The 12,755-nt window shown below is 47.6% G+C and carries 11 protein-coding genes; all 11 read right to left on the bottom strand.

What is annotated here, in order from left to right; all coding sequences use genetic code 11:
* Positions 1–246: 246 nt before the first annotated feature.
* Entirely contained in the window at positions 247–1,959 is a 1,713-nt protein-coding gene (gene ptsP, locus GUA98_RS24290) for a phosphoenolpyruvate--protein phosphotransferase (protein WP_095289546.1), read from the bottom strand.
* On the bottom strand, positions 1,952–2,227 hold the full coding sequence (locus GUA98_RS24285) for an HPr family phosphocarrier protein (RefSeq protein ID WP_036617010.1): 276 nt from the start codon (positions 2,225–2,227) through the stop codon (positions 1,952–1,954). Before GUA98_RS24285 ends, ptsP begins: the two co-directional genes overlap by 8 nt.
* 78 nt (positions 2,228–2,305) lie before the next feature.
* The gene (gene ptsG / locus GUA98_RS24280; protein ID WP_193724652.1) at positions 2,306–4,360 is read right to left on the bottom strand and encodes a glucose-specific PTS transporter subunit IIBC; all 2,055 of its coding nucleotides are present in this window, start codon (positions 4,358–4,360) and stop codon (positions 2,306–2,308) included.
* A 288-nt stretch (positions 4,361–4,648) separates the two neighbouring features.
* Entirely contained in the window at positions 4,649–5,503 is an 855-nt protein-coding gene (glcT, locus tag GUA98_RS24275; RefSeq protein ID WP_153979703.1) for a glucose PTS transporter transcription antiterminator GlcT, read from the bottom strand.
* 165 nt (positions 5,504–5,668) lie between these two features.
* Entirely contained in the window at positions 5,669–7,219 is a 1,551-nt protein-coding gene (locus GUA98_RS24270) for a flotillin family protein (protein WP_193724651.1), read from the bottom strand.
* Positions 7,220–7,270: 51 nt separating this feature from the next.
* The gene (locus GUA98_RS24265) at positions 7,271–7,807 is read right to left on the bottom strand and encodes a protease (protein ID WP_193724650.1); all 537 of its coding nucleotides are present in this window, start codon (positions 7,805–7,807) and stop codon (positions 7,271–7,273) included.
* A 214-nt stretch (positions 7,808–8,021) separates the two neighbouring features.
* Positions 8,022–9,185, bottom strand: coding sequence for an iron-containing alcohol dehydrogenase (locus GUA98_RS24260; protein ID WP_153979705.1), 1,164 nt, complete (start codon positions 9,183–9,185; stop codon positions 8,022–8,024).
* Positions 9,186–9,275: 90 nt separating this feature from the next.
* Positions 9,276–9,647, bottom strand: a complete 372-nt coding sequence (locus GUA98_RS29790; RefSeq protein WP_321573914.1) for a pyridoxamine 5'-phosphate oxidase family protein — start codon at positions 9,645–9,647, stop codon at positions 9,276–9,278.
* On the bottom strand, positions 9,644–9,862 hold the full coding sequence (locus GUA98_RS29785; RefSeq protein WP_227780059.1) for a hypothetical protein: 219 nt from the start codon (positions 9,860–9,862) through the stop codon (positions 9,644–9,646). Before GUA98_RS29785 ends, GUA98_RS29790 begins: the two co-directional genes overlap by 4 nt.
* Positions 9,863–10,151: 289 nt before the next feature.
* A complete protein-coding gene (locus tag GUA98_RS24250) occupies positions 10,152–11,750 on the bottom strand; it encodes a UDP-glucose--hexose-1-phosphate uridylyltransferase (RefSeq protein WP_193724649.1) in 1,599 nt (532 codons plus the stop codon).
* A 15-nt stretch (positions 11,751–11,765) separates the two neighbouring features.
* Entirely contained in the window at positions 11,766–12,755 is a 990-nt protein-coding gene (galE, locus tag GUA98_RS24245) for a UDP-glucose 4-epimerase GalE (protein WP_095359770.1), read from the bottom strand.

Below are 12,755 nucleotides of genomic sequence, written 5' to 3'. Positions count from 1 at the left end.
TAATCATTAGCTCAAATCAAAAGCTCCTGCTGATGTTTAAACGTCAGCAGGAGCTTCTTTTATTTACTTATGTTCCTGCAGCCTTCACGCGAAAGGTCTCTTCTTTCATTTCACACGATCCCCCATCAACCCGCAAAAAAAGCCGGCATCCGCTGTTCGCAGATACCGGCAATATCGCTGCATTTCTGCAGCCCATTCATCGGAAAAAGAAAAGACCTTAAAATCCGGAGGAAAACCCTCGCAAAATTACGCTTTGATGCTTTGAACCAATTCAACCACTTGCTCAGCAGTTTGCATATCCAGAGCTTTGGCAGCCAGTTCCTGCATGTCCGCACGGGACAGCTTGGTGATCTGGCTACGAGCTGGCAGGATGGATGTTGCGCTCATGCTGAACTCATCCAGTCCGAGACCAAGCAGCAATGGAATTGCTGTTTCGTCTCCCGCCATCTCTCCACACATGCCAACCCATTTACCTTCGCGATGTGCTGCATCGATGACCATTTTCACCAGACGCAGAATAGCAGGGTTGTATGGTTGGTACAGATAGGATACACGCTCGTTCATACGGTCAGCTGCCATCGTGTATTGAATCAGATCGTTCGTTCCGATACTGAAGAAATCAACTTCTTTGGCAAATTGATCCGCAAGCACAGCAGTCGAAGGAATCTCGACCATGATACCCAGTTGGATGCTGTCGGAAACAGCAATCCCTTCAGCTACCAGCTTTTCCTTCTCTTCGAGCAGGACCGCTTTCGCTTCACGGAATTCACCCAGTGTTGCGATCATTGGGAACATGACACGCAGGTTGCCATGTACGCTTGCACGCAGCAATGCACGCAATTGTGTACGGAAAATATCCAGACGGTCCAGACACAGACGAACTGCACGGAAACCAAGGAATGGATTCATTTCTTTTGGCAGATCCAGATATGGAAGCTCTTTGTCTCCACCGATATCGAGTGTACGAACAACGACAGGCTTGCCTTCCATTTTTTCAAGTACAGCTTTGTAAGCATTGTACTGAATATCCTCGGAAGGAAGTTTGTCTCTGCCCATGTACAAGAACTCGGTACGGTACAAGCCTACAGCCTCTCCACCGTTCTCCAGAACACCAGTAACGTCATTCGGCGTACCAATGTTAGCTGCCAGTTCCACATGAACGTTATCCACCGTTACCGTTGGTTCGTCACGCAGTTTTCTCCACTCGGCACGTTGTGCATCATATTGTTCCTGTTTGGAACGATACTCCGCAATAACTTCATCTGTTGGGTTAACCAGAACATGACCGTCCAAGCCATCAACGATAATCATATCGCCTTGTTTAGCTTGAGCCAGAATGTCTTTGGTTCCCACAACAGCCGGGATTTCAAGAGAACGAGCCATGATTGCAGAGTGGGAAGTACGTCCACCAATGTTGGTTGCAAAACCTTTAACATATTGACGGTTCAATTGAGCTGTATCGGAAGGCGTCAGATCCTCCGCCAGCACAATCACTTCCTCGCTGATCTCAGCCGGACTCATGAAGTCGATACCAAGCAAGTGATTCAGCACACGTTTGGTTACGTCACGCATATCTGCAGCACGTTCCTGCAGGTAAGCACTCTTCATGTTTTCGAACATGGAGATAAATTGCGATGCCGTTTCGTTGAGTGCAAATTCTGCATTCACTTTTTCATCAGCAATTTTTGCTTTTACCGGATCAATCAGTTCCGGGTCATTCAGAATGAGCAAATGGGAAGCAAAGATTTCAGCTTTCTTCTCGCCAAGCTCTTGTAAAGTACGCTCTTTGATCGCCTCAAGCTCAGACTGGGACTTGCCCAGTGCTGAGTCGAGTTTTGCGATCTCTGCGTCAACGTCGTTGATTTGGCGTTTTTCTACAGAGTAATCAGGATGCTCCAAGATAAACGCCTTGGCGATAGCAATACCCGCCGAAGCCGCGATCCCGGAAACATTAAGCATTAATTTCGCCCAGCCCTTCGTTAACCATAACGTCAGTCAGAGCTTGAAGAGCTTCAGCTTCGCCTTCGCCTTCAACGATGATGCTGATGGTGTCGCCTTGTTCCAGACCGAGGGACAGAACGCCCAGGATGGATTTCAGGGTTACTTTTTTACCGTTAGCTTCTGCAAAGGATTCTGCACCTTTGAATTTGTTAGCTGTATTAACCAAGGCTGTCGCCGGACGTGCGTGGATACCATCTTCGTCTGTAATTCTGAATGTTTGTTGCATTACAATCATCTCACTTTCAAGTAGTTTATTTTAGGCATTGCATATATTTACACTTGCTTGCCATTGTCGGAACACTTCTTATTTTATCTCAATGATTGGCTGATCGCCAATTTTCAGTACTCCACTCTTCTTCAGGGTCACTGTGGAGCCTTCAGGCAAGTTGGTGAAAATCACTGGAGAGATGATGGATGGAGCGTTAGCTTTCACATACTCCAAATCCACTTCCATAATCGGTTGACCCGCCGATACCAGGTCACCTTCCTGCACAAGCACGTTGAAACCTTGACCTTTCAATTTCACCGTGTTGACACCTATATGAACCAGTACTTCCTTGCCGCCGTCAGACATGATGCCGACAGCATGTTTGCTAGGGAATACATTAAACACTTTACCGTATACAGGCGAAGTAATCTTGCCATCATGCGGCAGCACAGCGAAACCGTCACCTGTCATTTTCTCGGCAAAGACCGGATCAGGCACGTTAGTGATATCCATCAATTCACCGTTAACCGGCATGACGATATCTTCGGCAATAATGCGTTCGCCTTCTGCTCCCGCTGCCTTCTCCTCTTCAGGGGCAGGTTTAACATCAGCAGCTGGTGCTGGTGCCGGGGTGCGTCCTGCAATGATGTCCTGCATTTGGGACTTGATTGTATCTGAACGTGTACCGAAAATGGCCTGTACATTATTACCCACTTCAAGCACGCCAGATGCACCTAATTGTTTCAAACGATCTTTATTTACATTGGATTTCTCATTTACTTCGATCCGCAAACGAGTGATACATGCATCCAGGTGTTTGATATTCTGCTGTCCACCGAAGGCTTCCAGAATATTGTGTGGCAGATCGTCTGTTGAACCTGATCCTCCACCCGAATTTGTTTCAGGTGTTGCATCTTCGCGACCTGGTGTTTTGAGGTTGAACTTGCGAATGATCATTCGGAATCCGAAGTAGTAGATCACGGCAAGAATCAAACCGACGATAATAACATCCCACCATGGTGTGCGGTTCGGGATGATCCCGAAAATCAGGAAGTCAATGAATCCACCGGAGAACGTCATCCCGATTTTGACACCCAGAATTTGCATTGTCATGAAAGACAAACCTGCGAAGATACAGTGTACTGCAAACAGGACTGGTGCCACAAACAGGAACGAGAATTCAAGTGGCTCTGTAATCCCGGTAAGGAACGAGGTCAGCGCAGCTGAACCCATGATCCCTGCAACATACTTTTTGTGCTCCGGTCTTGCTTCATGGTACATCGCAAGTGCCGCAGCCGGCAAACCGAACATCATGAACGGGAATTTACCCACTTGGAAGGTTCCCGCCGTGAGGTTCACACCATCACGCAATTGGTTGAAGAAGATCTGCTGGTCCCCACGAATAACGTCTCCAGCCTTGTTCACATACTCACCGAATTCAAACCAGAATGGAGAGTAGAAAATGTGGTGGAGTCCAAACGGAATAAGGGACCGTTCCACAACTCCGAAAATGAATGCGGAGAGCGTCGGACTCGTATCTACCATGAAATGAGATACAGCATTCAGTCCATTTTGAATCGGTGGCCAGATAACCACCAGCAGTAACCCGAGCAAGAGGGAAACAACCGACGTGATAATCGGAACAAAACGTTTACCTGCAAAGAATCCAAGGTAAGACGGCAGTTCGATTTTGAAGAACCGATTGTAACACAGTGCTGCGGCTATACCAATGATGATACCTCCGAACACACCTGTACTCAGTGTAGGAATACCCAAAATGCTGGCATAACCTGGTACTTCGCCGATCATTGCCGGCGTTACACCAACGGCTGTACCCAAAGTGACATTCATCACCAGATAACCAATGATGGCGGCAAGACCTGCCACACCTTCGCCACCGGCCAGCCCAACGGCTACACCTACTGCAAAGAGCAATGCCAGATTGTCAAATACGATCTGACCTGCGTTCATCATGATTGTTGCAATTGAGTTTACCCATGGGGTATCCAGTGCCGTTACATATTGCAAAAAGTCCGGATTCACCAGCATGTTACCGATTCCGAGCAACAAGCCCGCTGCTGGTAGAATGGCTACAGGAAGCATAAGAGCTTTACCTACTCTTTGCAAGACGCCAAAAAGCTTTTTAAACATCGCGTCGTATTCACCCTTTCGTTTAGATCTGTATGTCGTGATGCAAGCAAGGGAAATCAAAAAAGGCATAAGCTAATAAAGCGAATTGTACCAACCTTCGGGTATAGCATACCCTGTATAAGGTAAGAACAATCACACTCTAGAAACTCATGCCTGATCGAGTCAGTAACACGTCGCTTATGTTTTTTTCAGTTGCTTGATTACGGACACCATTGTAGCATCACTTCAAAAACAGTGCAAGCCTTTACACTAAATTTCTCAGGACGCCATTCCATACGTGGAAAATTTTCACTTGTTCTCTTCTTCTTTCCTTTGATACAGCCGTTGAAGATGAATTGTCAGATAACCCACTTCTGCAGGATAGACAGGAAGATTCAACCTTTTCTCCATGACTTTGGTCAGCTTCCATGCAAGCGAGTACATTTCGGGATACTCCAACTTGAGCAAGGAATCGAGCTTATGAAGTTCTTCCACCTTGTCCCCTCGACGCACACGTTCCAATGCAAAGCGAAGATGCGTAAGCAGGCGCGAATAGTCCAGCGACTCCGTTTCAAACGAATATTCCAACTGATCCGAGACGATTCCTACCAAGTCGGTAATGAGCTGTGAATGTTCGCGTACTTGGGATATGTTTTGGTTGGTCATGGCACTGTAGATATGCAGCGCTATAAATCCAATTTCGTCCATGCCCAAGTCGACACCGAGCTTCTCCTTAATGAGGCGAACAGCGTATTCTCCCATCCGATATTCTTCTGGATAGATCTCACGTGTTTCATATAGAAACGGATTCTGGATGACAATGCCCTGTTCTTTGCGCTTAAGTGCAAAAGAAATATGATCAGTCAATGCAATATGAATATGTTCATTAAGCGGAACATCCGTACGCTCTGCAATATACGTAATGCATTCGTTAATAATCTCGATCAATGCCTCATCCACTTGCGGAAGAAGCTGTTTGTACTGCTCTTGTTCCTGCTGGTTTTTCAAAATAAACATTTTCTCCACAGCCATCAAGGGAATGATGTCACCGGTTTTCCGGTTGAAGCCAATGCCTTTACCGATGACAACGACTTCTCCATGCTCAGGATGCTGTGCAATAATTACATTATTATTTAAGGCTTTGTTTACATGCAGGCTGCTCAATGTTTGCACCTCTTTTTTCATACCATCTGGAATGTGATTCGTCACATCCTCGTAATGAACGAAAAGACGTCCGGTGCGGGCAAACCGCGCCGAACGTCTCGCTTAAAAAGTAACAAAAAATCACGTTAAGGTCAATAGAGCTTCACGCATCGTTCACACCTCGTCCTAATCCTCTGCCCCAGTTCTTTCCACAATCTTGTCAATCACAGATGGAGTTGTTGGTGTCTCGCTTTGCTGAACAGCAACAGGTGCTGGTGTTTTGGACTTGGTCAAACCTTTAATTAACTGCTCTACATCAATGCCTGATACGCTTTTCAGCATCTCAGGAGCTGTAGACATCAGTTCGGTCACATAGTTACTTACACGTGCTGCACCCTCACCCTTACCTGTATCTACGACCGTCAATTTATCAATGGATGAGATCGGCTCAGCAATTTTACCTGCAAGTTCAGGCAGCATCTTGACGATGATATCGAGTACTGCAGCTTCGCCAAACTTCTGGAACGCTTCCGCCAATTTTTCCTTCGCTTCCGCTTCGGCCAGACCGCGCAAACGAATGACTTCTGCATCAGCAGTACCTTTGGCCCGTTCTGCATCTGCCACCGCCTGACCTTCAAGCCGTTTTTGTTCTGCCGTTGCCTTGGCTTGGGTCTCGATGGAGTACTGCACTGCATCGGCTTCGCGCATTCTTTTTGCTTTGTCCGCTTCGGCCGCCTGCTCGACAGCATAACGATCGGCTTCGGCTTTTTTCTTCACTTCGGCGTCATACTGCTTCTCGCGTACGGTGATTTCTTTTTCCTTCAGATCAATCTCACGTTCTTTACGAACGAGTTCAACTTTCATTTGTTCTTCAACAACCGTCTGTTTCGCACGTGCTTCTTGGATATGATACGCTTGGTCCGCTTCGGCCTTAGCCGTATCCTGATCGCGCTTAAACGCTGCCACTTTCAATTCCTTCTCTTTGGCTGCTTCAGCGATATTGGTATCGCGGAGCAATTCCGCCTTTTGCCCTTGCTCTTCTGCATTCGCTTTTTGAATACGCGCATCTCTCATCGCTTCGGCTTCCGCAATTTCGGCATCCCGTTTCACGGCAGCAATTCTCGGCTTACCGAGCGCGTCCAGATATCCTTGTTTGTCACGAACATCCTTGATGGTAAAGGATACGATCTGCAGACCCATCTTCTTCAGATCCCGTGCAGCCACACCCTGAACCTCTTGTGCGAACCGATCCCGATTTCGATAAACTTCTTCTACAGTCATCGTTCCGAGAATGGCCCGCAAATGCCCTTCCAGAACTTCCTGTGCTTCGCCTCTTAAGGCATCGACGGGTTTACCGATGAATTGTTCAGCTGCTGTGGCTACATCTTCCACAGCACTACCAACTTTGATAATGGCTACACCGTCTGCAATTACCGGAACGCCTTGTTCCGTATACACTTCAGGCGTGGATACGTCCAGCTTGTGAGACAGCAATGAGATAAATTCGGACTGCTGGAACACAGGCCAGATGAAGGCACCACCGCCGCGTACAATTTTAATTTTGCGACCGGACTCATCTTCGGAAATATTTTTATTCCCCAGGAATGAACCCGTAACGATCATCGCTTCATCGGGTCCAACCGTCTTATATCTCGCCCAGAAGGCCAAACCAAGAACCAGAATGACACCTACAACAATTGCAGGAATCAACAAAACATCCATATTCAAATTATCCATTCACATCTCTCCCCTTATTACAATGATGACAAAACAATTCTCTCGTTCTACTCAAACGTCTTTAAGTACATCCTCATCCCATTCCGCCACACGAAGCACACCTTCAGTTACGTCCACCACCACAACGCGTACTCCCGCCGCAATAGGGCGATGTTCGAAGCTGGATGCCGTATGAATCGTGTTACCGGAAGCAACACGGATCATGACCTCACCGAAACCCCTTTCAGGTACTGGAATCGTAATTTCTCCAATTTTCCCGGATAGTTCCTTCATGGAAAATGCAATGGAAACCTCACTATTCCGCATCGGCTTGATATAAGCAAAGAATACCAGCATGGCAGCAGCAATACCTATAAGCAGGGATAAGATAAGACCCGCAATGGCACTTACCGAGCTATAACGTGTCAACATGATACCAGCTCCGCCAAAGGCTGTGATGGAACCAGCAAGTACAACAGGTTTGAGAAAATCAATGCCTGGCAGTTCAAAGGCTCCATCCAGCAATCCGTCAATCAAATCACCCAGCACCAAGCTGACGATCGCAAATATGGCTCCTCCGATTAGACATCCCCAATAGATGGACTCCATTCCCCGTTCCTCCTCTCTTCTGCCGTAACACCTAACTCACTGGGCATTCCTCATGTAAATAAATACGTAGCTACCCGCAAAAAGTTTCAAAATCTTTCCTCATTTGTATTCCAGACCCGATAATGGTTATTCTACATGATATTTCACGCAAAAAGACCGCATATCTCTATATTGTGGAGATATGCGGTCTTTTTTAATAATTGAATGCAGTTTATTACAGCGATGCCTTGTAAATGGATACAACATCCTCACGCTGCAGCTTCTTGAAGTTACCAAATGGGCCAAACAGCATCGCTTTGTCAGCCATGACATCAATCTGGCTGTCGTCAATGTCATAGTCAGCAAGACGACTAGGCGCGCCAATGGACGTCCAGAATTTGCGCAAGGCTTCGATGCCTTCCTCGGCAACCTGTTTGTCCGATTTGCCTTCCGGATTGACTTCAAAGACATTAATCGCCAATCGTTTGAAACGATCCACGTTTACGTCCAGGTTGTGTTTCATCCAGTTCGGGAACAGAATAGCAAGACCCCCGCCGTGCGGGATGTCATATACCGCAGATACTGCATGTTCAATGTTGTGGGTTGCCCAGTCACCAGCAAGACCCATATTCAGTACACCGTTCAATGCCATGGTACCGCAGTACAGAATCGTTTCACGCAGCTCATAGTTTTCCAGATCCTCTACCAAACGAGGTGCTGCATCCATAACCGTACGCAGAATCGTTTCACAGAATCCAAGTTGTACTGGCGTATTCTCATCCAGATGGAAATAATGCTCCAATACGTGAGACATCATGTCAACCATGCCGTATACCGTCTGATCCAAAGGCACGGTATATGTATTAACCGGATCAAGGATAGAGAACGCAGGGAACGAATACGCACTGCCCCAGCCCAATTTTTCCTGTGTATCCTGATTGGTAATAACGGAACCCGAGTTCATCTCGGAACCTGTTGCTGCCATGGTCAGCACCGTACCAAGTGGAAGTGCATCCTGAGCAACCGCTTTGCGCTGAGCAAAGTCCCACATGTCGCCATCATATTTCGCACCTACGGCAATCGCTTTGGCGCAGTCAAGCACACTACCGCCACCTACAGCGAGAATCAGCTCGATGTCCTTAGTTTTACAGAGGTCTACCCCTTTATGAACAGTCGAAAGACGCGGGTTCGGTTCCACGCCCGCCAGTTCTGTAACTTCTGCTCCAATTTCCTTAAGCAATCCGATCACTTGATCATACAGACCACTACGTTTAATGCTGCCGCCGCCATATACAAGCAAGACCCGTTTGCCATACTTCGGTACTTCGGTTTTCAACGCTTCCAGTTGCCCTTTACCGAAAATCAGACGGGTCGGGTTATAAAATTGAAAAGATTTCATAATCTATGTCGCCTCCATTGGAGTTAGAATGTTTGTGCAACTCCAATTATAGTACCCCGATTTTATAAAAACAAATCCACAGTCACTCACTTATAACAAGCCGTTGATTTGCAGATGGGCACGGAACATATCCATGCTGGAAGGCAGACTCTCCTTATCCACCCAGGTCTCGGAAGACCACAAGCCCGCCTGCTTGAATGCTCTTGGGCAATGGATAAAGCATTCATTCACGTCTACAATAACCGCTGCCCCAATCGTTTTTCCCGTCCAGCCCATACTATGGATAAACTCCTCATCCTTCGTAATAGAAGCTGTTCCATTGATGCGTAATACTTCGTTCATGCCAGGAATGAGGAAGAGCATGCCCACCCCAGGATGGGTTAGGATATTTAACAGCGAGTCGATGCGGCGATTGCCTGGACGTTCGGGATAGACCAGACGATGCGGATCAAGAACCTTCACGAAGCCTGCTTCGTCTCCCCGGGGGGATGATCACTTCTACCTTCCCCATCGGAACTGGACAGAAAAAATAGGGGTGACATGGATAAAAAATGTTCAACATGGGAGTCCACAAACGATATCGCTTTGTTTCTCACGTGCTCATGAGGCTCACCCACCATGTTTTGCAGTTCTGCTGCATCGGTGATTAGCGGTATGTTCAGTGGCTTCTTTTCCATTTATTCGTCCCCGTTTCCTAAACTTCAATATTTGTTCAAGCCTATGATAATCATTCTCATATTATACAATGAACCATCCCCCTCTGCCATGGCCCTGTGTTTATTGCTCAAGATAGAAAGATACCTTGGTTACATGAGCTACATGAGCACAAATAACCATCGAGCGACATACCCAAGGATTTGCAATATGAATGATTTATTGTATTGAAAAAAAGGATAGACGAGCATTGCTACTCACCTATCCTTCGCAAATGTTTATTCATAGCATTATATTACTGCCCATTTATACTTATTCGGTATATCCCATGCTTTCTACAAATCGACGGAAAGCCTGACGTCCGGCTTCATCATATTTGTACACTCCGGCATGCTCCAAAATCTCGGAAAACTTAAGGCCTACTTCCTGCTGAATCACAGCAACGGCCTGTTCCTTGTCCAGGTTGGAACCGAAACGTTCTTTCAGATCCTCCGCCCAGCAAAGATGCTGGTTCAAAACATGATCAGAAGCCTGGGCAGCTTCCGCTAGCTGAGTGTCTCCTGCGAGAATATCAGCGATTCCGTCCAATTCTTCTTTTAATCGACCTGGAAGGATCGCAAGCCCCATGACTTCGATAAGTCCGATGTTCTCTTTTTTCAAATGATGCATTTCACGGTGCGGGTGGAAAATCCCCTCGGGATGCTCTTCATTCGTACGATTGTTGCGAAGAACCAGATCCATCTCGTAACCACCGTCCGCACTGCGACGAACAATTGGCGTTACGGTGTTGTGAGGTACCTGCTCTCCATCCACCTCGCTGAACGCCTGGATCTGAACGGAAGGATCACTGTACAGTTTCCACGCTTCATACACGGCGTTACCCGCTTCGAGCAGCTCCGCTGGATCATGTGAAGCGAGCCGAAGAACAGACATTGGCCATTTGACCAGACTCAGGGTAAGCCCAGGTGCATCCGCATGACGAAATACCGCTTCAGGTTTCGCATTTTGGATGGCAAAAGTATGGCGTCCGCCTTGGAAATGATCATGAGTCAGGATCGAACCACCCACGATAGGCAGATCGGCATTGGAACCGATAAAATAATGCGGATACTCGCCTACAAAGGCAAGCAGCCTGCGCAGCGTATCTTTTGTCAACTTCATAGGCACATGATCATGATGGAAAATGATGCAGTGCTCGTTATAGTACACATATGGCGAGTACTGGAAGAACCAAGGTTCACCGTTTAATTCCAGCGGAATAACGCGCAGGTTTTGACGGGCCGGGTGGTTGACCCGGCCAGCATAGCCTACATTTTCCCGGCATAATTGACACTTCGGATACACCGGCGGCGGAAGCAATTTGGCCATGGCGATTTCCTTCGGACTTTTCTCCGGCTTGGACAGGTTAATCGTAATTTCCATATCGCCATATGGCGTTTCCTGTGTCCAATACACATTCTTCGAGATTCGGTCCATACGAATGTAGTTGGAGTGAATCGACAGCTCGTAAAACTTCGATGTGGCTGCTTCGATACCTTCTGTTTGCTCTGTGTGGCGGAACGCGCGAACCACCTCGGATGGACGGGCCATCAGCTGACCCATAATTTTCGCATCCAGCAAATCACGGTACGTATCCGTATTCTCCGGAATGAGTCCAATGGCATAACCATAGTCAATCAACGTATCCAGCAAGGATTGCGGTCCATCCGGTACAATCTCGTTCAATGTTCCATCGTAAGGCTCGGAAAATCCGAACTGTTCCAGCAGAAGGTTGCGGCTGTAATCCCGATCCGCTTCTTCAATCAGCTTGTTCTGCAAGGCAAATGCAACCAGACGTTCAATGGCATGCAGTGCTTCCTGCTGCTCCGGTGTCCGGTCTGTGGTGCCTGCAGCATTATGGGTCTGTGACATATTGATGTTCGCCTCCTAGTTTTTTCCGTAGCCGTTAGGATGAGATTGATGCCAGCTCCAGGCACTCTGAATGACATCTTCCAGATTGGTCCGTGTCGGATTCCAGCCCAGTACGGATCTTGCTTTGGCAGACGAGGCTACCAGGACAGCCGGATCACCTGCACGGCGCGGCTCCTGTACAACCGGGATATCCAGTCCAGTCACTTTTTTCGCAGTTTCAATCACCTGTTTAACCGAGAAGCCTTGACCATTACCCAGGTTAAACACGTTGCTGTTCTCCCCTTTGCGGAGATAATCTACCGCACGCAGATGCGCATCTGCCAAGTCACTCACGTGAATATAATCGCGGACACAGGTTCCATCTTCTGTCGCGTAGTCATCGCCAAACACAGCGATGTGCGGACGTTGTTTCAGTGCGGTTTGCAGCACCAGAGGGATCAAGTGGCTCTCCGGCTGATGGTCTTCACCAATTTTGCCGCTATCATGTGCTCCAGCTGCATTGAAGTAACGCAGGGACACATATTTAATCTCCTGTACTTTATCGAACCAGGACATCATGCGTTCCATCATCAGTTTCGTTTCGCCATACACGTTCGTAGGTTCAGTGCGGTCGCTTTCTTCGATTGGCACTTTCTCAGGCTCGCCATATGTCGCTGCTGTCGAAGAGAATACGATCCGGCGCACATTGGCTGCATTCATCGCTTCCAGCAGGCACAACGTACCGAACACGTTGTTGTCATAATATTTAACCGGATCCTTCATGCTCTCGCCGACCAGCGAGTTGGCTGCAAAGTGGATGACTGCATCAATGGAGTTCTCAGCGAACAGCTTTGCCAGAAACGCCTTGTCACGCAGATCTCCTTCATACAGCTTGCCGCCGAGCAATGCTTCACGATGCCCTGTCTGCAAATTATCCAGAACCACAACTTCCTCGCCGCGTTCCAACAAAGCCGCTACCGTATGCGAACCAATATATCCTGCTCCACCTGTCACCAAAATTGCCAT

This window comes from Paenibacillus sp. P13VS (genome assembly GCF_015143645.1).
GTDB classification, from domain to species: Bacteria; Bacillota; Bacilli; order Paenibacillales; family Paenibacillaceae; genus Paenibacillus; species Paenibacillus xylanilyticus_A.
This window is presented reverse-complemented; position numbering and strand designations above follow the sequence as displayed.

Excerpts from the sequence above, each read along its gene's own strand:
- ptsP (WP_095289546.1), bottom strand. The coding sequence starts at position 1,959 with ATGCTTAATGTTTCCGGGATCGCGGCTTCGGCGGGTATTGCTATCGCC.
- GUA98_RS24285 (WP_036617010.1), bottom strand. The coding sequence starts at position 2,227 with ATGCAACAAACATTCAGAATTACAGACGAAGATGGTATCCACGCACGT.
- ptsG (WP_193724652.1), bottom strand. The coding sequence starts at position 4,360 with ATGTTTAAAAAGCTTTTTGGCGTCTTGCAAAGAGTAGGTAAAGCTCTT.
- GUA98_RS24270 (WP_193724651.1), bottom strand. The coding sequence starts at position 7,219 with ATGGATAATTTGAATATGGATGTTTTGTTGATTCCTGCAATTGTTGTA.
- GUA98_RS24265 (WP_193724650.1), bottom strand. The coding sequence starts at position 7,807 with ATGGAGTCCATCTATTGGGGATGTCTAATCGGAGGAGCCATATTTGCG.
- GUA98_RS24260 (WP_153979705.1), bottom strand. The coding sequence starts at position 9,185 with ATGAAATCTTTTCAATTTTATAACCCGACCCGTCTGATTTTCGGTAAA.
- GUA98_RS29785 (WP_227780059.1), bottom strand. The coding sequence starts at position 9,862 with ATGGAAAAGAAGCCACTGAACATACCGCTAATCACCGATGCAGCAGAA.
- GUA98_RS24250 (WP_193724649.1), bottom strand. The coding sequence starts at position 11,750 with ATGTCACAGACCCATAATGCTGCAGGCACCACAGACCGGACACCGGAG.
- galE (WP_095359770.1), bottom strand. The coding sequence starts at position 12,755 with ATGGCAATTTTGGTGACAGGTGGAGCAGGATATATTGGTTCGCATACG.